This window comes from Paenibacillus sp. MAEPY2 (assembly GCF_000499205.1).
GTDB classification, from domain to species: Bacteria; Bacillota; Bacilli; order Paenibacillales; family Paenibacillaceae; genus Paenibacillus; species Paenibacillus vandeheii.
Genome location: NZ_AWUK01000004.1, coordinates 22,968 through 45,470, shown reverse-complemented (window position 1 = coordinate 45,470; position 22,503 = coordinate 22,968). Strand labels below are relative to the sequence as shown.

17 protein-coding genes are annotated in these 22,503 nt (G+C 47.7%); all 17 read left to right on the top strand.

Annotated features, from left to right (window positions below; genetic code table 11):
• Nucleotides 1-46: 46 nt before the first annotated feature.
• The 17 genes from P364_RS0101680 (at nt 47) to murA (ending at nt 22,499) form a co-directional block, all read left to right on the top strand.
• Nucleotides 47-910 carry an ABC transporter permease gene (locus tag P364_RS0101680; RefSeq protein WP_373456220.1) on the top strand — a complete coding sequence of 288 codons (864 nt, stop codon included), beginning with the start codon at nt 47-49 and terminating at the stop codon, nt 908-910.
• Nucleotides 911-927: 17 nt separating this feature from the next.
• Entirely contained in the window at nt 928-2,691 is a 1,764-nt protein-coding gene (locus tag P364_RS0101675) for an ABC transporter ATP-binding protein (protein ID WP_024628429.1), read from the top strand.
• Between the two features lie 153 nt (nt 2,692-2,844).
• On the top strand, nt 2,845-4,476 hold the full coding sequence (gene bshC, locus P364_RS0101670; RefSeq protein WP_024628428.1) for a bacillithiol biosynthesis cysteine-adding enzyme BshC: 1,632 nt from the start codon (nt 2,845-2,847) through the stop codon (nt 4,474-4,476).
• Between the two features lie 45 nt (nt 4,477-4,521).
• Nucleotides 4,522-5,787, top strand: coding sequence for an adenosylhomocysteinase (locus P364_RS0101665; protein ID WP_024628427.1), 1,266 nt, complete (start codon nt 4,522-4,524; stop codon nt 5,785-5,787).
• 275 nt (nt 5,788-6,062) lie between these two features.
• Nucleotides 6,063-6,500, top strand: coding sequence for a division/cell wall cluster transcriptional repressor MraZ (gene mraZ / locus P364_RS0101660; RefSeq protein ID WP_017687291.1), 438 nt, complete (start codon nt 6,063-6,065; stop codon nt 6,498-6,500).
• 18 nt (nt 6,501-6,518) lie between these two features.
• Nucleotides 6,519-7,469, top strand: a complete 951-nt coding sequence (rsmH, locus tag P364_RS0101655; protein WP_024628426.1) for a 16S rRNA (cytosine(1402)-N(4))-methyltransferase RsmH — start codon at nt 6,519-6,521, stop codon at nt 7,467-7,469.
• 27 nt (nt 7,470-7,496) lie between these two features.
• Nucleotides 7,497-7,925 carry a hypothetical protein gene (locus P364_RS0101650; protein ID WP_024628425.1) on the top strand — a complete coding sequence of 143 codons (429 nt, stop codon included), beginning with the start codon at nt 7,497-7,499 and terminating at the stop codon, nt 7,923-7,925.
• A gap of 133 nt (nt 7,926-8,058) precedes the next feature.
• Nucleotides 8,059-10,389, top strand: coding sequence for a penicillin-binding transpeptidase domain-containing protein (locus P364_RS0101645; RefSeq protein WP_024628424.1), 2,331 nt, complete (start codon nt 8,059-8,061; stop codon nt 10,387-10,389).
• A 93-nt stretch (nt 10,390-10,482) separates the two neighbouring features.
• Nucleotides 10,483-12,447 carry a stage V sporulation protein D gene (locus tag P364_RS0101640; RefSeq protein ID WP_024628423.1) on the top strand — a complete coding sequence of 655 codons (1,965 nt, stop codon included), beginning with the start codon at nt 10,483-10,485 and terminating at the stop codon, nt 12,445-12,447.
• A 128-nt stretch (nt 12,448-12,575) separates the two neighbouring features.
• Nucleotides 12,576-14,063 carry a UDP-N-acetylmuramoyl-L-alanyl-D-glutamate--2,6-diaminopimelate ligase gene (locus P364_RS0101635; protein ID WP_024628422.1) on the top strand — a complete coding sequence of 496 codons (1,488 nt, stop codon included), beginning with the start codon at nt 12,576-12,578 and terminating at the stop codon, nt 14,061-14,063.
• Nucleotides 14,063-15,475, top strand: a complete 1,413-nt coding sequence (locus P364_RS0101630) for a UDP-N-acetylmuramoyl-tripeptide--D-alanyl-D-alanine ligase (protein WP_024628421.1) — start codon at nt 14,063-14,065, stop codon at nt 15,473-15,475. The genes P364_RS0101635 and P364_RS0101630 overlap by 1 nt, the downstream gene beginning before the upstream one ends.
• Nucleotides 15,476-15,487: 12 nt before the next feature.
• Nucleotides 15,488-16,456 carry a phospho-N-acetylmuramoyl-pentapeptide-transferase gene (gene mraY / locus P364_RS0101625; protein WP_024628420.1) on the top strand — a complete coding sequence of 323 codons (969 nt, stop codon included), beginning with the start codon at nt 15,488-15,490 and terminating at the stop codon, nt 16,454-16,456.
• A gap of 3 nt (nt 16,457-16,459) precedes the next feature.
• Entirely contained in the window at nt 16,460-17,881 is a 1,422-nt protein-coding gene (gene murD / locus P364_RS0101620; RefSeq protein WP_024628419.1) for a UDP-N-acetylmuramoyl-L-alanine--D-glutamate ligase, read from the top strand.
• A gap of 48 nt (nt 17,882-17,929) precedes the next feature.
• Nucleotides 17,930-19,027, top strand: a complete 1,098-nt coding sequence (gene spoVE, locus P364_RS0101615; RefSeq protein ID WP_024628418.1) for a stage V sporulation protein E — start codon at nt 17,930-17,932, stop codon at nt 19,025-19,027.
• 7 nt (nt 19,028-19,034) lie between these two features.
• Nucleotides 19,035-20,144: an undecaprenyldiphospho-muramoylpentapeptide beta-N-acetylglucosaminyltransferase gene (gene murG, locus P364_RS0101610; protein WP_024628417.1), complete on the top strand. Its 1,110-nt coding sequence runs from the start codon at nt 19,035-19,037 to the stop codon at nt 20,142-20,144.
• Between the two features lie 148 nt (nt 20,145-20,292).
• Nucleotides 20,293-21,198: a UDP-N-acetylmuramate dehydrogenase gene (murB, locus tag P364_RS0101605; protein WP_024628416.1), complete on the top strand. Its 906-nt coding sequence runs from the start codon at nt 20,293-20,295 to the stop codon at nt 21,196-21,198.
• 17 nt (nt 21,199-21,215) lie between these two features.
• Nucleotides 21,216-22,499 carry a UDP-N-acetylglucosamine 1-carboxyvinyltransferase gene (gene murA, locus P364_RS0101600; protein ID WP_024628415.1) on the top strand — a complete coding sequence of 428 codons (1,284 nt, stop codon included), beginning with the start codon at nt 21,216-21,218 and terminating at the stop codon, nt 22,497-22,499.
• Nucleotides 22,500-22,503 lie beyond the last annotated feature (4 nt).

Sequence of the window (22,503 nt, the reverse complement as noted above, 5' to 3'; positions counted from 1 at the left end):
AAACAATAATGAAACGGTGAACACAGGCCTGGATAGTCAGGCAGCGTTGAAATCGCAAGAGAGTGTATCGCTATTCAAAGACGCTATGTATAGACTTGCAACCAACAAGGCCGCTATGATTAGTTTGGCTGTTCTAGTCCTTGTTGTGATTTTCTCTATGATTGGTCCAACTTCGTTGTTCTCAAGCTATAATTATTATTCCAATGATTTGTTGAATGCCAATGCCGCACCGAGTGCGGAGCACTGGTTTGGAACAGATGAACTCGGTCGTGATGTATGGGTAAGAACCTGGGTAGGTGCGCGTGTATCTCTTACTGTAGGTCTAGCTGCTGCTTTAATTGACCTTGTTATCGGGGTCATTTATGGAGCAATTATGGGCTTCTACGGTGGGCGTGTTGACGGCATCATGAACAAGTTCTCCGAGATCCTGTACTCCCTGCCTTACATGCTCGTTGTTATCTTGTTGCTGGTTGTATTGGAGCCAAGTCTGACAACGATTATCATTGCACTTACCATCACAGGCTGGATTAGTATGTCTTGGATTGTGCGTGGTGAGATTATGCAACTCAAAAACAGAGACTTTATCCTTGCTGCTCGTTCCATGGGAGCCAGTACAGGACGTCAGCTTTTCCGTCATTTGTTGCCAAATGCTATTGGACCCATTCTCGTCACATTGACGTTGTCCATTCCAAATGCGATTTTTGCTGAGGCATTCCTGAGCTTCCTCGGATTGGGTGTATCTGCACCTAAATCTTCCCTTGGATCCATGATCAATGATGCACTTACAGGCTGGACGCTGTATCCTTGGCGGATGTGGTTCCCTGCAGGTTTGATGGTTATGACAATGCTCGCATTTAACTTGCTTGGTGACGGCTTGCGCGACGCGCTTGATCCGAAATTACGTAAATAGAAATAGGAGGTGGGATTATGGAGCCGATTTTAACAGTCAAAGACCTGAGTGTGTCGTTTACGACGCGTTCTGGTGAATTTGATGCCGTTAAAAATGTGAGTTTTGAACTTGGCAAAGGAGAGACGCTGGGGATCGTAGGTGAATCCGGTAGTGGTAAGAGTGTTACTGCCCAAACCATCATGAAATTGATTCCCTCCCCGCCTTCGAAGGTCAAAAGCGGAGAAATTACTTTTCACGGGCAGGACCTGCTGAATAAGACAGATAAACAGATGGAAGCCATCCGTGGTAAAGATATCGGCATGATCTTCCAGGATCCAATGACTTCTTTGAATCCTACCATCAAAATTGGTAAGCAAATTACCGAGGTACTGCGCAAGCATCAGAATATGTCCAAAAAAGAAGCTGAAAAAAGCGCATTGGAAATGCTCGAACTTGTAGGCATCAAAAATGCCGAAGTGCGTATGAACCATTATCCACACCAATTTTCGGGTGGTATGCGCCAGCGTGCTATGATTGCGATTGCCTTGGCATGTCGTCCATCCCTTCTGATTGCGGATGAGCCTACAACTGCACTCGACGTAACGATTCAGGCACAAATCTTGGATGTTATGAAAGACATGCAGCAAAAGCTTGGAACTTCGATCATGCTAATCACGCATGACCTTGGCGTAGTAGCAGGAATGTGTGATCGAGTTGTCGTTATGAAGGAAGGCGAAGTTGTAGAAACAGGAACAACTGCCGAAATCTTCAGTAATCCTCAACATCCATACACGATTAAATTGCTGAATGCTCTTCCTCGTCTGGACGAGCCTAAGAAAGAAAAGCCTACTCCAGTTGGTATTATCAAAGGTGCCAACAAGCCGCTGGTTCAAGTGAAGAACCTGAAACAATACTTCAATTTGGGCAAAGGGAACATTCTCAAAGCGGTTAATGATGTTAGCTTTGATATTTTTGAAGGCGAAACACTTGGAGTTGTAGGGGAGTCTGGCTGTGGTAAATCCACAACTGGCCGTACAATTCTGCGCCTTTATGAGCCAACAGGCGGAAATGTTAACTTTAATGGAACGGACATCTACAAGCTGTCTCCGCGCAAGATGAAAGAAATGCGTAAAGATATGCAGATGATTTTCCAGGATCCTTATGCTTCCTTGAACCCACGTTTCAACGTTATGGATATCATCGGTGAATCTCTTGATATTCATGGTCTGGCGTCAAGCCGTGCAGAGCGGAAGAGACGCGTTGAAGAATTGCTGGATCTTGTAGGTCTGAATCCTAGCCATGCACTCCGTTATCCACATGAATTCTCTGGTGGTCAAAGACAACGGATCGGGATTGCCCGTGCACTGGCTGTAGACCCTAAATTCATCATCTGTGATGAGCCATTGTCTGCACTGGACGTTTCCATTCAGGCTCAGGTCGTTAGTTTGCTTGAAGAACTTCAGCAACGCCTCGGCTTGACGTACCTGTTCATTGCGCATGACTTGTCCATGGTTAAGCATATCAGTGACCGTGTAGCTGTAATGTATATGGGTAAAGTGGTGGAGTTGGCAGAAAGTGAAGAACTGTATGCGAATCCGATTCACCCTTACACCAAAACATTGCTGTCTGCGATCCCTGTACCTGATCCGGAAGTAGAAGCGAGCAAACGTCGCATTTTGCTGCCGGAAGAACAAGCACTTAAGAATGGATCTGGTGGTCCTGCAAATGATCCATACAACCTGGAGAATGCTCAATTGATTGAGGTATCCAAAGGTCACTGGGTTTCAGAACCTTACGTATAAAAGTACAATTTGTATTTGGACTAATCCATGAATATCAAACCGCCGACCTTGTTCGGCGGTTTTTTATTTTTTGATGCACTTTCTTTTGACGAAAAGGGCTCTCATTCGGTACAATCAAGTAAGCTCTTTGAAGCAGAATAGGAGGCAGACCTCATGAAAGGTATTACCGAGGCTCTCCGCAGCGGAACGAGACTTGCAGAAGACTATGTCTGTTCAAGGGATGCTGCGCGTGGCCTTTACCAGTATGACATTCGCTGGGAAACGGGGCTACATACACGTGCCGAGTGGCTGGACCAATCGGAGAACACACGTGTACCTCGTCAAAGTCTGGCAGAGTATCTACGTATATATAATAAACGCGTGAATGATCATGGTGCAGTCCATGAATCCATCACACGTCTCGCGGAACAAGATGCGTTGGTTGTTACGGGAGGGCAACAAAGCGGCCTGCTCACAGGTCCGTTGTTTGTAATTTATAAAGCGGCAAGTGTAGTTGCAGCTGCGCGGGAAGCGGAGAACAGGCTACAGCGGCCGGTCGTTCCCGTTTTTTGGATTGCAGGTGAAGACCATGACTGGGATGAAGTCAACCATACGTATTTACCTGATCCCAACGGAGAGATGAAGAAGCTCAAGTTACAGGGGCGATTCGCAGGCAGGGATTCCGTGAGCTATGTCCATGTGGAAACGGAGCAATGGATGAATGTGTTAGATCAGGTGGAACATGTATTGCCAGATACGGTCCATAAATCAGGATTGATGAAGCTGATCACCGAAATCCATCAATCGAGTTCGAACCTGAGTGATGCGTTTGCCCGATTAATTTCAGCCTTGTTTGGAAGTAGTGGACTTATTCTGATGGATGCAGCAGATCCAGACTTGCGCAGACTGGAGCAGCCGGTATTTGAGCGATTAATTCGTGAGAATGAGACATTACGCAATGCATACTCATATGGCGCTTCTATGCTGGAACAAGCCGGATATGCAATGCCTGCTGAAGTCGCGGAAGATGGGGCCAATTTGTTTTACATACATGATGGAGCACGGTTGCTTCTGATGTTGAAAGACGGATTGTACATTGACCGTAAAGGTCTGGTTTCATTTACAGAAGAGCGGCTGCTTCAGGAACTGGCTGAACATCCTGAGCGGTTTAGCAACAATGTATTGACGCGGCCTTTAATGCAAGATTCCATTTTACCTGTAGCGGCTGTTATTTTGGGTCAAGGCGAGATCGCATATTGGGGGTTAACGCGTGAGGCGTTTCGCCGCTTCGGATTACAGATGCCGATCTTACTTCCGCGTCTGTCCTTTACCATTATGGAAGATGTTCATCACAAACATATGAAACAATACGGTCTTTCTTTCCAGGACGTTCAATACCATATGGAAGAAAAGAAGGAACAGTGGCTGGCACAACAGGAGACCTTCCAGGTCGATGAACAATTTGAGCGAGTTCAGCAAGCATTTGCCGACTTATATCGTCCATTGCTTGATCAGATCGCTGAGATTCATCCTGGTCTGGACCGTATTGGAGATACCAATATAGGCAAGATCATCGAACAGATGCAGTATCTGCAGCAGCAGACCCACAAAGCCATTAAAGATAAACACAATGTGAGTCTAAGACACTGGAACGGGATGCAAAACTCACTCTTTCCCATGAACAAACCCCAGGAAAGAGTACATAATGCACTCTTTTACCTGAACCGTTATGGAACCGAGTGGATCGGACAACTGATTGAAAGTCAGAGCGAATTCCGTGGACAACACCAAATAATCACATTGTAGTTACCTTTTATAATAGAAGGAATTTATAATCGAGGAGGATGAGGAATGACTACCCCTGCATTGCAAAACAGTATCGTTAAGGATATGGGACTCGCTTCGGAAGGTCATCTGAAAATTGATTGGGTAGAAGCGCATATGCCGGTGTTGAACCGCATTCGTTCTCAATTTGAACAGGATCTTCCGTTTAAAGGTTTGAAAGTAGCCATTTGCCTTCATCTTGAGGCCAAAACAGCTTATCTGGCGAAAGTCATTCAAGCGGGTGGTGCAGAAGTAACGATTACACACAGCAACCCATTATCAACACAGGACGATGTTTGTGCTGCTCTGGTGGAAAACGGCGTTACCGTTTATGCCAAACATAATCCGGACCCTGTAGAGTTCAAGGAATTGCAACTCCGTGCACTTGAAGTGAAACCTGATCTGATCATTGATGATGGCGGCGACTTTGCTACCATTATTGCATCCGAACGTCCTGATCTTGCTGCCACGATTCGTGGCGGGGCAGAGGAAACGACAACGGGCATCATTCGTCTGAAAGCTTTGGCGAAAGAAGGACAATTGCGCTTCCCGATGGTTGCAGTCAATGACGCTTATTGCAAATACCTGTTTGATAACCGTTACGGTACAGGTCAGTCTGCATTCGATGGTATTATCCGTACAACCAATCTGGTCGTTGCAGGAAAGAACGTAGTTGTAGCCGGTTACGGATGGTGTGGTAAAGGTGTAGCGATGCGTGCTAAAGGATTAGGAGCCAATGTAATCGTAACTGAAATTGATCCCATTAAAGCCGTAGAAGCACATATGGACGGATTCCGTGTGATGACGATGGTGGAAGCTGCAAAATTGGGTGATTTCTTCATTGCTGTAACCGGCAATAAAGATGTGATTACTGGAGAGCATTATGATGTGATGAAGGATGGAGCAATCCTGAGCAATGCGGGTCACTTTGACGTGGAAGTGAACAAACCTGAACTTGCAAAACGTTCCGATTCGATTCGTACCGTACGCCGCAACATTGAAGAATATCGCTTCAAAGATGGCCGTAAAATGTATTTGCTGGCTGAAGGACGTCTCGTAAACTTGGGTGCAGCCGACGGACACCCAGCCGAGATTATGGATACAACGTTTGCATTGCAAGCACTGGGTCTGCGTTATGTGAGCGAGAACTATGCAGAACTAGGTAAAACCGTTGTTAACGTACCTTATGACATTGACCAACAGGTTGCCAGCTACAAACTGGAAAGCCTAAATATTGCCATCGACTCCCTGTCAGCCGAGCAGGAAAAATATCTGGACAGCTGGAAATTTTAAGAGGCATCCAATAATTACAAGCTGATTAAGTGCTTCAAAGGGTTTAAAATGGTTTATTAATGATACGGCTCATATGCGGGTGTACGTGCAATTGCCCGTAAACGGGAAACGTCTTTGATCCTGAGTGACAGGATCAAAGACGTTTTTTTGCGATTACTAAATTAAAAAAAGTAAAGCAAGCAAGAAGGGTTTTGATTTTTTTGTGCGAATCTATTATGCTTAGGTGGTGGAAAGTGGGGCAAAGTGGGAGAAACGGGTGAGGAGTGAGTGGGCCAATGTTTATGGGGGAGTTCCAACATAGCATTGATGATAAGGGTCGGGTCATTATTCCGGCTAAATTCCGCGAATCTCTGGGACCGTCTTTCGTTGTCACACGGGGTTTGGACCAGTGTCTTTTCGTGTACCCCATGGAGGAGTGGGGGGTCATGGAACAGAAGCTCAAAGCACTGCCATTGATGAAATCTGATGCACGTGCGTTTACCCGTTTTTTTTTCTCGGGTGCCACCGAATGTGAATTGGATAAACAGGGCAGGGTAAATTTGCCGGGCAATCTTAGAGAGTATGCCAAGCTGGACAAGGATTGCGTTGTTCTTGGCGTGTCGAACCGGGTGGAGATTTGGAGCAAAGGCATATGGGAGAGTTATTTCAATCAATCCGAAGAAGCATTCAACGACATTGCCGAAAAGCTGGTCGATTTTAATTTTGATCTATAAAGTCAGGAGGGGTGCAGGTTGTTTCACCACATAACCGTACTCAAAGAAGAGGCAACAGAGGGTTTAAACATCAAGCAGGACGGTATATACGTGGACTGCACTTTAGGCGGTGGCGGACACAGCTCCGTTATTGCATCCAAGCTCGGTCCAGGGGGGCGTCTGATCGCACTGGATCAGGATGATTGGGCTTTGGATAACGCGCGTGTAAAATTGGCTCGGTATGGAGAACAGATTACATTGGTCAAAACCAATTTTCGTGATCTGGAACAGGTTCTGAAAGATCTGGAAGTACCGATGAAAGATGGCGTGCCGCAAGTAGACGGTATTTTGTACGATTTGGGGGTATCATCACCGCAATTCGACGAAGGAGAACGTGGATTTAGCTACAATCACGATGCTCCGTTGGATATGCGTATGGATCAGGATGCATCCCTTACCGCCAAAGAGATTGTTAATGAATGGCCGGAAGAGGAGATTGCCCGCATCTTGTACCGCTATGGTGAAGAGAAATTCTCTAGAAGAATTGCTCGTGTCATTGTTGAAAAGCGAAAGCAATCCCCGATTGAGACTACTGGTGAACTGGTGGAATTGATCAAAGAAGGCATTCCGGCCGCGGCTCGTCGAACCGGAGGACATCCAGCGAAACGCAGCTTTCAGGCATTGCGAATTGCGGTAAATGATGAGCTGGGCGCGTTCGAAGAGGGGTTACACCAGGCCGTTCGGTGCTTGGCATCAGGCGGACGTGTATCTGTTATTACTTTTCACTCACTTGAGGACCGGATTTGCAAACATATTTTTAGCAGTTATCTGGAGAAGTGTACATGCCCTCCCGATTTTCCGTTGTGTGTTTGCGGCGGTAAGGGTGTCATGCGTTTAGTGAACAGAAAACCGCTGATTCCAACGGAAACGGAACTGGCCGAAAACTCCCGTGCTCGTTCAGCGAAGCTGCGCGTAGCCGAGAAACTGTAAACCAAGAGCGGAGGAGAGAGTCGGAGTATGGCATATACACGTGGTAATCTAGCAGTGAAAGAAAAAGCGTCCCAAGAACGTGTGACCCAGCAGCGGTACAAGGAAACCACCAAAGTGGTGACCCGTCGTACCGGTCTTCCGGCACGCGAGAAATTTTTGTATCTGATCACTTTGCTTGCAGTCATTGTTGTGGGTGGTGTAATGATGTCGCGTTATGCTCACATCTATGATCTGAATAAGCAGGCACAAACGACGTTGTCCGATGTGAGAGAAGCAGAGAAAACCATTGCAGATCTGCAAGTGGAAAAAGAAAGACTGAACAATCTGGTCATCGAGAATGCTCGCAAACTTGGTTATGTTGAGGCTTCCGGCAAGGATGTCATTTTTGTACCTCGTTCAACAAGTACAACGAATTCGGCAGGTACTGAATCGTCTTCGGATACAGCAAATAACTAGAACATTTTGTATCAATCCATAACGAGACTTCCAAGCAAGATGAGATCGAAATGCTCCTGTTCGTCAACATCTTGCAGTTGGGAGTGAGATGGAATTGAAATATACAAAATGCTGAAGTAAAAGAGGTGTACCGATGGTAAAAAGAATAAAGATGCGCACGCTGCTTATAGGGGGATGTATTACCCTCTTTTTTCTTGTATTAATAACCCGCATTTTTTTTATTCAGGTTGTTAATGGCGGTATTTGGCAGGAGCGAGCGGCTGGTTTGGTCGAACGCGAACAAACCATCAAGGCAAGTCGCGGGACAATTACAGACCGCAATGGCAGCATTCTGGCGACGGATGCACCTGCTTACACGGTGTCTGTGAATCCGGCTCTGATTAACGAGTTCGGGATTGAAGATGTGGTCACTAAAGAATTGTCGGGTTTGTTGGGGAAAAACGAGAGCGAAATGCGTACACTTGTAACAGCCAAAGATAAGGATGGAAAGTTCTACAAGCAACGTGAAGTTCGCAGTGAAGGTTATAAAATCAGCCCTGAATTGGCTGCTAAAGTAGATGCATTTCGTGAAAAACTGCAGGATGACTACAAGGCTAAAAACGCGATTGTCATGACACAGGAGTCGAAGCGATATTATCCCGAGGAAACGCTCGCCTCTCATCTACTGGGATACATGAGCCGTGATGGCAAGGCTGTTAATGGACTTGAGGTTTCGTATGATGAACAGCTTACAGGTACAGATGGTTATCTGAACTATCAGAAGGATGCCAAAGGTATTAAGCTTCCTGACTCCCAGGATAATTATCTTCCTCCGCAGAACGGGAACAATCTGAAGCTGACGATCGATGATACCATTCAGTACTACATCGAAGAAGCGATGAAAGAAGCGGTAGCCCAGTACAATCCACTGAGCATGACTGTCATCGCAGCAGATCCTAACACCATGGAAATCTTAGGTATGGCCAATTGGCCGACCTTTAATCCTAATACGTATGGGGAAACGCCGGATCAGAAAAACTTTATTAACCATGCGATACAATCCATCTATGAACCAGGGTCTACTTTTAAAATTGTTACTCTGGCGGGTGCGGTTGAAGAGAAGCTGTTTGATCCAAATGCAACATTTGAATCCAAACGGGTATACATCGGTGGCTATCCAATCAGTGATAACGGTCACGCCTATGGCCGGATTTCCTACTTGGAAGGTGTCAAACGTTCAAGTAACATTGCGTTTGTTAATCTGGGTTATAACATGCTTGGTGGTGAACGGTTGCGTCATTACATAGACCAATTCGGTTTTGGTAAAAAGACGGGCATTGATCTGCCGAGTGAATCAGCCTCACCAATCAAGCCGCTGGTCTATAAATCAGAAATTGCCACAGCAGCATATGGTCATGGTCTTGTACAGGTAACGCCAATCCAGCAGGTAGCAGCCGTTTCGGCCATTGCCAACGGTGGCAAACTCATGGAACCGCATCTGGTAAAAGAAATTATTAATCCAAATGACGGTACATCAGAAGTAATTAAACCGAAGGTCGTTCGTCAGGTCATTTCGAAGGAATCTTCCAAACTGGTGAGCGGGTATCTGGAACAGGTCGTAGCAGACCAAACAATTGGTACAGGGCGTAATGCATACATTGAAGGTTATCGCGTGGCTGGTAAAACGGGTACAGCAAGAAAAGTTGTGAACGGGACATACAGCAAATCGAAGGATGTCGTTTCTTTTATCGGATTTGCACCTGTTAATAATCCCAAAATCGCGATGTTGATTGTGATTGACCAGCCTGATGGATCCAATATTGGCGGAGGGACTGCAGCAGCTCCGGTATTCAAGAAGATTGTAAGCCAGACTCTTCAGTATATGGGAGTTCCCAAAGACACGGTGAAGACCACTGACAAAAAGTCAAAAACAACTCCGGTCGTTCAAGCTAAAGCTCCTGATCTGTCAGGTAAAACAGCCAAACAGGCCAGAAGCCAATTATTGAACGCAGGAATTGCCTATGAGACGCTTGGTCAAGGTGAAAATGTCATTCGCCAGTATCCTGTGGCGGGTGCAGCCATGAATCCTGGCCAGCGAATCTATCTGCTAACCGAAGAGAGCAGCAAGATGAAGATTCCTGATCTGACTGGCGAATCTCTCCGGGATGCCCTTGAAGTTCTTTCTCTTATGAAAGTGGGGGTAACCGTTAAAGGCGAAGGGTATGTCGTGAAACAAACGGAGCAGGTATCAGGCGAACAGAGAACGGTTGAGCTTTCGCTGCAGACGGCCAAAGCGGCAGTTACCGGTATAGCAGATGAAGCCCCCGAGTCTTCTGATCCAGCCTTAGGTGACGAGACTAACAATCAGGGAGCGGCTGATGGTACGGAGAACACCGAAGAAACGGGCAAAACGGATACTACAAAACCACCTTCAAATGAGACAAAATCGTCTGCCAACACATCGGACGAGGGTTCGCTCCCATAGAGATCACTGACAGCTTGTTCTAACCCCCGGTTGTCCTGAATATTCATGAATGGAACACAATCATGATTTTGGGACGAGTGGGGGGATCTTTTCGTGAAGGGGTCAAGCGTAAATCTGCGGCGCAGGCTGTTGTGGAGTTTAGTGATTTTAGTTCTGTTATTCTCAGCCTTGGTGATCAGGCTTGCTTATGTACAGTTGGGAAAAGGACCGGAACTATCCGCGAAAGCGGAAGAGTCTTGGCGGCGGAATATTCCTTATTCAGCCAAAAGGGGAGAGATCCTGGATCGAAACGGAACCTCTCTTGCCTACAATATAACTACACCGACCATTATGGCGATTCCTGCCCAGGTGAAGGAAGCAGAGACAACAGCAAGAGCACTCGCTCCTTTGCTGGGGATGACCGAAGAGAAAGTGCTGGCAACCATCAAAAAAAGAGAACTGATTGTAAGACTACAACCCGGTGGCCGCAAAATTACGATGGAGAAAGCTCAGCACATCCGTGATTTGAAGCTTCCGGGTATCGTTGTTGCTGAGGATAATAAACGCTTTTATCCTTATGATGATTTGGCGGCTCATATTCTCGGTTTTACGGGCATTGATAATCAGGGCTTAACGGGTGTAGAAAAAAGATATGATGATAAGCTGAACGGTTTAAATGGCAGTGTGTCCTACTTGTCCGATGCGGCCGGAAGGCTGATGCCGGGCTCATCTGAGAAGTATGTGGAACCGAAGGACGGTCTGAACCTGAAGCTGACTATTGATAAATCGATTCAGTCCATCATGGAACGTGAGCTGGATCAGGCTATGGTCAAGTTCCAGGCCAACTCGGCGCTTGCCATTGCAATGAACCCCAAAACGGGTGAAATCCTTGGCATGGCCAGTAGACCCGGATATGAACCAGCGGATTATCAGCAATACCCGGCCGATGTATACAACCGGAACTTACCGATCTGGATGACGTACGAACCAGGTTCAACGTTTAAGATTATTACGCTCGCAGCAGCACTTGAAGAGAAGAAAGTAAATCTGACGCAGGATCAGTTCTATGATCCCGGATTTGTTGAAGTTGGAGGCGCTCGCCTGCGTTGCTGGAAAAAGGGTGGCCATGGAAGTCAAACCTTCCTCCAAGTCGTGGAGAACTCCTGTAACCCTGGATTTGTCGCACTGGGTCAGAGACTGGGTAAAGAATCGCTATTCTCCTATATCAAAGACTTCGGATTCGGGACCAAAACAGGCATCGATTTAAGCGGTGAAGCCAGCGGGATTCTGTTCAAACTGTCACGGGTCGGACCTGTCGAGCTTGCAACAACTGCTTTTGGTCAAGGTGTTTCCGTTACACCGATTCAGCAAGTAGCGGCTGTGTCAGCAGCCATTAATGGTGGTAAACTATACAAGCCATATGTTACAAAGGCATGGGTTCATCCGGAAACGGGTGAAGTGATGGAAGAGGCCAAGCCGGAATTGGTTCGTCAAGTGATCTCGGAAGATACGTCCAAGCAAGTGCGTGAAGCGCTAGAGAGTGTAGTTGCCAAGGGTACGGGACGTCCGGCGTTTATTGATGGATACCGGGTTGGCGGTAAAACGGGTACAGCCCAGAAAGTAATTAATGGACGTTATTCCTCTACCGAGCATATTGTATCCTTTATCGGTTTTGCTCCGGCAGATGATCCGCAGATTGTTGTTTATACTGCAGTGGATAATCCAAAAGGAATTCAGTTTGGCGGCGTGGTTGCCGCACCGATCGTACAGAACATTCTGGAGGATGCGTTGCATTATATGAATGTTCCTGTTCGGAAGGATCAGGTAGCCAAAGAATACAAGTATGGAGAAACGAAAATCGTGACGGTTCCCGATCTGACAGGAGCTACGGTCGAAGACTTGTATGAGGACCTGAATATGAATTTTATGCTGGCCAAATCCGGCAGTGGAAAATATGTCATTAACCAGGCTCCGAAGCCAGGAGCAAGGGTCGATCAGGGTTCTACCATACGCATCTATATGGGTGATGTACTGAATGATATCCATGACCATAGCAAGGAGGAAGGACAAGAGCCCTGATCGGGCTCTTGATCTCCACCGCAACAAAATGCACGGAGTTGCGTTTCATTAATTGGCTGTGTTGACGATAGTAATAAATACAGAACTGTTGAAATTGAAGTAAACTTGGAAAAAGTGAGGTTATTCATGTGCTTTTAAAACAACTTTTATCAATGCTGACAACCGCCCGTATCATTGGCGAACCAAATACAGAATGTCAAAACCTACAGACAGATTCTCGCCAGGTACAACCGGGAGATCTGTTTATCTGTCTTCCGGGGCATACGGTTGACGGACATGATTATGCCGAGAAGGCCGTAAACGCTGGAGCTGTTGCTCTGGTTGTGGAACGAGAGCTGGATCTGCCTGTACCGCAGCTGCTTGTAAAAGACAGCCGTTTCGCTATGGCCGTACTGGCGGATTCCTTTTTTGACTCACCAAGCCGCAAGATGAATATGATTGGTGTAACGGGAACCAACGGGAAAACAACGACTACCTATTTAATTGAAAAAATCATGAGTGATTTTGGTCAAAAAACAGGATTAATCGGGACTATTCAAATGCGTTATGACGGGCGTACGTACCCGATGTCAGGCACTACACCGGAAGCACTTGATTTGCAGCGCAGTCTGAATGATATGGTGCAAGCGGGCACGGACTGTTGTGTAATGGAGGTTTCCTCCCACGCTTTGGAGCAAGGTCGAGTAAAAGGAACGGAATTCCGTACGGCTGTATTTACCAACCTGACGCAGGATCATCTGGATTACCATCATTCCATGGAAGAATATCGCGGAGCCAAAGGATTGTTCTTTGCAAGGTTGGGTAACGGATATACTGCGGATGTTTCCAAGCGCAAATTTGCAGTGATCAACGCAGATGATCCCGCTGCAGACTATTTTATATCTGTAACGGCAGCTGAAGTGATTACATACGGCATGGAGGAAAATGCGGATGTACGCGCATCCCAAATTTCAATTACTTCGCAGGGTACTTCTTTCCATGTAGACACATTCAGAGGCAGCACCGATATTCGTTTACGCATGGTAGGTAAATTCAATGTGTACAACGCAATGGCTGCCATCGCTGCTGCTCTGGTTGAGGACATTCCGCTGGAGGAGATCAAACGTAGCTTGGAGACAGTTCCTGGCGTAGATGGACGTGTTGAGGCTGTTGACGAAGGACAGTCGTTTGCTGTCATTGTTGACTATGCGCATACTCCAGATGGCCTGGAGAACGTATTACGGACGGTGAAGGAATTTGCTGAAGGACGTGTGATCTGTGTATTTGGCTGCGGTGGTGACCGAGATCGTACGAAGCGACCTCTAATGGGCAAAATTGCAGCAAAGTATAGTGATGTTGTATTTGTCACTTCCGACAATCCGCGGACAGAAGATCCCGATCTGATTCTCAAGGATATTGAACAGGGCCTGATTGAAGACGCCATTGAACCTGACCGTTACACCATGATTGTGGATCGGCGCCAGGCGATTCATGAAGCTATTGAAATGGCAAGCCCTGCCGATGTAGTATTGATTGCGGGCAAGGGGCATGAAACCTATCAGATTATCGGCACAACTAAAACGGACTTTGATGATCGGATCATAGCGAAAGAAGCGATAAGGGGCAAATCCAATTGATAAAAAGAACATTGGCACAATTGGCCGAGATGTGTGGAGGAACACTAACTGACATTGCTGCTTATGGTAATGATGGTGTTGAAGGTGTATTTACAGATTCGCGTAAGCCCGTTCCAGGCAGTCTCTTTATCCCGCTAGTTGGCGAAAGGTTTGACGGACATGAATTTGTGCAAACCTGTTTAGAGAAGGGCGCTGCCGGGACATTATGGCAAAAGGATCATGGAACTGCACCTCAAGGTGCTGTGATTATTGTGGAGGATACCCTTGTTGCCTTGCAGGAGCTTGCGACCTCCTATTTAAAAGAAAACAAGGCCTCCGTTGTAGGCATTACAGGCAGCAATGGTAAAACAACAACAAAGGATATCGTGGATGCCATTCTGTCTACCACTTTCAAAGTGCATAAGACCCAAGGCAACTTCAATAACCATATAGGTCTCCCGCTCACCGTGCTAAGCATGGAGCCGGATACGGAGATCGTCATTCTGGAGATGGGCATGAGTGGCCGAGGAGAGATCGAAGAGTTATCTGTAATCGCCCAGCCTGATGTCGCGATCATCACGAATATTGGTGAATCCCATCTGCTTCAACTGGGATCTCGATTGGAGATTGCTCGGGCCAAAGTTGAAATTGCGGCTGGCATGAAACCAGGTGGGCTACTGATCTATAACGGAGACGAACCGTTGATTGAGCAGGTTCTGGCAGAGCCAGCCACTAAGCTCCCAGAAGGACTCCAGCGGTATACATTCGGCTTGCAGGCAGATAATGATGATTATCCTACCGGAATCATGAATGCGCAGAGCGGGGTCGCTTTTACAACCAAGCAGTCTGGAGAAGTTGCTCTTACAATGCCATTACTGGGGACACATAATGTGGTCAACTGTCTTGCTGCATTAGCGGTTGCCCGTCATTTCGGAGTGGCCGCTGAGCAGATTGTGGCAGGACTGTCACGTCTGAAATTAACCGGCATGCGAATCGAGATTATTAACGGTGTCAGTGGTTTGACCATGCTCAATGATGCTTACAACGCCAGTCCGACTTCCATGAAAGCAGCTGTGGATGTGCTGGAGAGCCTTAAGGGGTATCGGATCAAAGTAGCCGTGCTTGGTGACATGCTTGAACTGGGGCCTCAGGAGCATGAGCTCCATCGAGGAATCGGTGAATACATCACACCCGATAAAATGAATATGGTGCTGGCTTATGGCCCATTATCAGCGAGTATTGCAGAAGGGGCAAGACAAAACATGCCAGCGGAAGCCGTGCACGCTTTTGAGAGCAAGGAAGAATTGACTCATTATCTGCTGGAGAATCTTCATTCTAGAGACGTTGTCTTGTTTAAGGCCTCCCGGGGCATGAAGCTGGAAGATGTGGTCGATGCGCTAAAAATAGCTCCATTACAGAATAGAGTAGACTAGAGGGGTGAACCCATGGATTTTCAGGTATTACTGTTAACAATCGGTGTTTCATTTATTTTGGCGGTGATCGCCGCACCGCTCTTGATTCCATTGCTGCGTCGAATGAAATTCGGACAGCAGGTTCGGGAAGATGGGCCACAGAGCCATCTGAAAAAGAGTGGAACACCTACAATGGGCGGAGTTGTTATTTTACTCGCGTTCACATTGGCCTTTTTGAAATTTTCAGCGGTCAAAAATACGGACTTTTATGTCCTGCTTGTGGCTACACTCGGTTTTGGTCTGATCGGCTTCCTGGATGATTACATCAAGATTGTATTCAAACGTTCACTGGGGCTGACGGCTAAACAAAAGATGATTGGTCAGTTGTTTTTCAGTGCCGTGATGTGCTACTTGCTGATTCAGAATGGCCACAGCACAGCCATATCGATTCCAGGTACATCCTTCTCCTTCGACTGGACGGGATGGTTCTACTATCCGTTTGTCGTATTCATGATGCTTGCCATCACGAATGCAGTCAACTTTACCGATGGTCTGGATGGCTTGTTGTCCGGCGTGAGTGCCATCGCTTTTGGGGCATTTGCCATTGTGGCGATGCAGGCTACATCCATGCCGGCAGCGGTATGTGCGGCGGCGATGATTGGTGCGGTACTAGGCTTCCTGGTATATAACGCACACCCGGCCAAAGTGTTTATGGGAGATACGGGATCACTTGGAATTGGTGGTGCGATCGGTGCTGTTGCGATTGTAACGAAGACAGAACTTCTTTTTGTCATCATTGGCGGTATTTTCGTCATCGAAATCCTGTCTGTTATTATCCAAGTGGTATCCTTCAAAACTCGTGGCAAACGCGTATTTAAAATGAGTCCGATTCATCATCACTTTGAACTAAGTGGCTGGTCGGAATGGCGAGTTGTCATCACTTTTTGGGCGGTAGGTGCCATTTTGGCCGCTCTTGGACTTTATCTCAACAAGGGGTTGTAAACAATGAATCATCCTGAAACATATCGTGGGCAACAAATCGTCGTGCTTGGACTGGCCAAGAGCGGCGTGCAGGTCGCCAAAGTGCTGGATCGTGCCGGCGCAATAGTTACAGTCAATGATAAAAAAGAGAGAGAACAGTGTCCCGAAGCATCCGAATTGGAGGCTTTGGGAATTTCTGTTGTATGCGGGGGACATCCGGACGATCTGATTCACAGTGATGTGAAGCTTGTGGTCAAAAATCCGGGTATTCCTTACCAGGCGCCTCCTGTGCAGCAGGCACTTGCCTTAGGCATTGAAGTGGTGACTGAGGTTGAAGTGGCATATCATCTATGCGCTGCACCTATGATCGGAATCACTGGCTCTAATGGAAAAACGACTACAACAACGTGGGTAGGCAACATGTTGGAGCATGCCGGCTTGAAACCGATTGTTGCCGGTAATATTGGAACACCATTGTGTGAGGCGGCAGAGCAGGCTTCTGCGGATAACTGGATGGTGGTGGAGCTTAGCAGCTTCCAACTGAAAGGCACATCCGATTTCCGTCCGCGCATTGCCAGTTTGCTAAACGTAGCGGAGACTCATTTGGATTACCATGGGGACATGGATGATTATGTGGCTTCCAAATCCAAGTTATTCTCCAACCAGCAACCGGATGATGTAGCTATCCTGAACTGGGATGATCCAGTATGCCGTGGACTCGTTCCTTATATCAAAGCAAGACTGCTCCCATTCTCGCTGACAGAGAAGCTTGAAGCAGGGGTATATGCTGATCCTCCATTCGTGGATGGGGAAGAGGATGACGTGAAGCGCCAGGTGATCTATGCAGATGGTCAGGGAAACCATCATATCATTATTGATGTGGAAGACATCGGACTCCCAGGGCGATTCAATGTGGGAAATGCATTGGCAGCAGTAGCTATTGCTGTGACCGCTGGAGCCGACCCGTCTGTTCTTGCTGCGCCTCTGGCTGATTTCAAGGGGGTTGAGCACCGTCTTGAGTATGTACTTGAACATGATGGAGCCAAATATTACAACAATTCTAAAGCGACCAATTCCAAGGCAACTGTAATGGCGCTGAACTCATTCAAGGAACCGGTTGTACTCATTGCCGGAGGACTGGATCGTGGTTCAGACATGATGGAACTGCTGCCCTTGTTCCAGGAGCGTGTAAAAGCTGTGGTTACTCTAGGAGAGACAAGAGAGAAAATTGCCAAAGTCGCGGAACTGGCGGGATTAAAGCAAATTAAGGTCGTCGATAATGAGGAGGACGCTGCCCGGACGTTAACCGCTGCCGTGCAGGAAGCTTCACAGTTTGCAGATCCAGGTGACGTTGTCTTGTTATCACCGGCGTGTGCAAGCTGGGACATGTTTGCTTCCTATGAAGAGCGGGGACGCATTTTTAAAGAGGCGGCGCATAACTTGTAAGTAGGGGGGTGGAAAAGCCCCTACTTCCATGCAAGGGGTGGCCTCCTGATGAAACAGACGCGACCGGCGCCGGATTTCTGGCTCCTAATTTGTATTCTGGCATTGCTTGCCATCGGCATTATTATGGTATACAGTGCGGGCTCGGTGCTTGCTTTTCATGACTACGGTGATTCATTTTACTTTGTCAAAAGACAGCTGTTGTTCGCCGGACTTGGACTTGCTGCCATGTTTGTTACGGCAAATGTGGACTATCGGGTCTGGAGAAAGTATGCAAAGCCGATATTGATTGCCTGCTTTATAATGCTGATTGCGGTGCTGATTCCTGGCATCGGAGTGGTTCGCGGAGGGGCACGAAGCTGGTTGGGCATTGGCTCATTTGGCATACAACCTTCAGAATTCATGAAACTGGGTATGATCTTGTTTCTGGCTCATTGGTTAAGCAAGGAACCTGGTAAAATCAAAACGTTCACGACGGGGCTTCTGCCACCGCTCGGCCTGATTGGTTTGGCCTTTGGTATTATTATGCTTCAGCCCGATTTGGGGACAGGCACAGTCATGCTGGGTGCTTCAATGCTCATTATTTTCACAGCAGGAGCACGGATGAAGCATCTATTACTGCTTGCCCTCGGTGGTGCAGCAGGGTTTGCCGGGCTGATTGCGGCAGCTCCGTACAGATTGCAGCGAATAACGGCTTTTTTGGACCCGTGGTCTGATCCACTTGGTGCCGGATATCAGATTATTCAATCTTTATATGCGATCGGTCCTGGAGGACTTGCGGGCTTGGGGCTGGGTATGAGTCGACAAAAATACAGTTATGTACCCGAACCACAGACGGATTTTATTTTTTCCATTTTGGCAGAAGAGCTTGGCTTCATTGGTGGAATGATTGTATTATTGCTGTTCCTGGTCCTGGTGTGGAGAGGGATGCGCGTAGCGATGACGATACCGGATGCTTTTGGCAGCCTTCTGGGCGTAGGCATTGTGGGTATGGTCGCTGTGCAGGTCATTATCAACATTGGCGTGGTCATCGGGCTTATGCCGGTTACGGGGATTACACTCCCACTCATCAGTTATGGCGGTTCATCTCTGACCTTGATGTTGACAGCGTTAGGCATATTATTGAACTTATCCCGTTATGCGAGGTGAATGTACGATGCGAGTCGTTCTAAGCGGCGGCGGTACCGGTGGACATATCTATCCGGCCGTTGCGATAGCAAGGCAATGTGAGGCGGAGAATCCCGACTCGACATTTTTATATATTGGTGGTACCCGTGGTTTGGAAAGCAAACTGGTGCCACAAGAGAATATTCCATTTCAATCGATTGATATTACAGGTTTTCGCCGGAAATTATCCTTTGACAACGTGAAGACGGTAATGAGATTTCTGCAAGGTGTACGCAAAGCCAAGAAAATGCTCAAGGAATTCAAACCCGATGTTGTCATCGGTACGGGGGGCTACGTGTGTGGGCCTGTCGTGTATGCGGCAGCCAAACTTGGTATTCCGAGTGTCATCCATGAACAGAATGCCATTCCCGGACTAACCAACAAGTTCCTTACACGTTATGTGGATACGGTCGCAGTTAGCTTTGAGGGTTCGGAGAAAGCATTCTCTGGAGCCAAAAGGGTTGTGTATACCGGCAATCCAAGGGCTACCACGGTAGCTCAAGCCAGCCGTGATCGTGGTTTTGCCACACTGGGTGTACCTATGGACAGCCGAGTTGTTCTTGTGGTTGGTGGCAGCCGTGGTGCGAAGGCAATCAATAAAGCTATGGTCGATATGGCACCGATGCTGGCCAAGCTTGAAGATGTGCACGTGGTCTACGTAACAGGTGATTCTTATTTTGACGAAACGCGTGAAGCGATCCGCAGCTCCCTTGGAACGATGTCAAATCATCTGCATGTGCTGCCCTACGTACACAACATGCCAGAAGTTCTTGCATGCACATCGCTGATCGTGAATCGTGCTGGGGCTTCGTTCCTTGCCGAGATCACATCGCTCGGAATTCCATCCATCCTGATTCCGTCACCTAACGTGACGAACAATCATCAGGAGGCAAACGCCCGTACGCTTGAGGGTGGAGGCGCATCGGTTACGATGCTGGAGAAGGATCTGACAGGCCAGGGGCTGTATAAAGCGATTGCTGGAATTATGAATGACGAAGCGGCGCGCAAAAGGATGGCGGAAGCTTCCAGGAAACTGGGAAAACCCGATGCAGCTGAGGTACTTGTGAGCGAGATTCGGCGTCTTGCTGCAGGGCGTTAAAGTGCGTTTTGGGCGATTGTCACACACACGGCGGGACTGACATAAGATACCCTATAAATCGTGACAATCGTTCCATGGCGATGCAACACGGCCAGCAGCAATGTAAACTGCCGTGCTCATCGGTTTTGAAGTAAAGGAGGATGTTAATATGCAGCAGTGGATATCGCTACTATCCCAGAACAATGTCGGCAATGTTCTTGAAAACGAGCCGCTAGCCAAATACACCACATGGAAGATCGGCGGTCCTGCAGATGCGCTGGTCATACCGGAAAACAAAGAGCAGATGGTTAATCTCATCCACTTACTGCACAAGCATCAGATCCCATGGATGCAGCTTGGACGGGGTTCAAACATGCTGGTGTCCGACAAGGGAATACGCGGAGTTGTTGTGAAACCGGGAGAAGGCTTTGATTATGCCGAGTTTCACGAGGGCGGGGTAACTGCCGGAGCGGCACATTCCTTTGTTAAACTCAGTGTTGTTGCTGCCAAAAAAGAGTGGACCGGTTTGGAATTTGGCAGCGGCATCCCCGGAACGGTCGGGGGAGCCGTATATATGAATGCTGGTGCCCATGGATCGGATGTGTCACGGATATTTCAATCCGCTGAGATTGTACTGGAGACAGGGGAATTGGTACGTTACAGCAAGGAGGACATGGAGTTTGCTTATCGCCACTCTGTTCTGCATGACCGGAGAGGCATCGTGCTGGAGGCTACATTTGCACTCCAGCAGGGAGAACGCAAAGTCATTTCGGAATCCATGGCAGCTTACAAAGACCGTAGGCGCCGTACACAGCCACTGCAGATGGCGTGTGCTGGCAGTGTGTTCCGGAATCCACCTGGTGATCATGCCGCTCGTCTGATTGAAGCAGCGGGGCTAAAGGGTATGACTCAGGGAGGCGCACAGGTATCCACCATGCATGCCAATTTCATTGTCAATACAGGCCAAGCAACAGCAGAGGACGTTATCACCCTAATGCAGCAGATTCAGAGCACTATATCATCTCAAAACGGTATTAACCTGGTACCGGAAGTCTTCGTAGTGGGTGAACGGTAAACCCCGGAGGTGATACATTGGACAAATTGGTGATTGAAGGCGGGAAACCCCTCTCAGGATCCATACGCATCCATGGAGCAAAAAATGCCGCTTTACCGATCATGGCCGCAAGTTTGTTGGCAGACGGAGAAATTACGCTGCACAACGTTCCGCACTTGCTGGACATCGAAGTGATGCTGTATATCCTGGAACGACTTGGATGCACGTGTCGGCATGAACAGGGAACAGTGACGATAGATACGTCGTCCATCCGGTCATATGATGTGCCTGAGGATCTCATGAAACAGATGCGTTCTTCCATTTTTTTAATGGGACCATTGCTGGCTAAGTTTGGGCAAGTATCCGTGTACCAGCCAGGTGGCTGTGCAATCGGGGAACGCAAAATTGATCTTCACCTTCGGGGCCTGGAAGCGCTCGGAGCTTCGATTGAAGAGTTGGATCAGCAGATCATTTGCCGTGGGCGTAAGCTGATAGGTACAGATATTCATCTGGATTTCCCCAGCGTAGGAGCCACAGAAAATATTATGATGGCAGCCGTTACGGCTGAGGGCACAACAACGATATTTAATGCAGCCAGAGAACCAGAAATACAGGACCTGCAACATTTTCTGAATGCGATGGGTGCACGAATTATCGGTGCTGGTACGGATACGATTACGATTAGTGGTGTGGAGAAACTCAAGCCTTGCTCTTATGAAATTATACCGGATCGGATCGTTGCTGGAACGGTGATGATTGCGGCCGCAGCAACGAGAGGGAATGTAACGCTTACACACTGCAATCCGGCCCATCTTACTTCCCTTATACATGTGTTGAAGCGTACTGGTGTTCAAATCACAGTCTGCAATGATATAATGACGGTGAGCTGTATGAGCCGTCCCAAATCAGTAGACCGCATTGTGACTTCTCCGTATCCTTCATTCCCAACAGACCTGCAGTCGCAAATTATGGTGCTGCTCAGTCTGGCTGACGGTTTTAGTGTGATGAAGGAAACGGTATTCGAGGGTCGGTTCAAACATGTGGATGAGCTGAATGTCATGGGTGCCGATATTTCGGTAGACCTGAATGCAGCATTTATCCGTGGTGTTCCCCGCTTGTACGGGGCTACAGTGGAAGCAACCGATCTGCGTGCAGGTGCGGCATTAGTCATTGCTGGCCTTGCTGCCCAGGGAAAAACGGTTGTGGAGCAAGTGCATCATATTGATAGAGGGTACGATCGTATCGAGAAGCTCTTTCAGAGTTTGGGAGCTTCGGTTGAGCGACAGTCCCCCGTTTCGAAGCAGCTGGATTTTGCCAATTAACGTC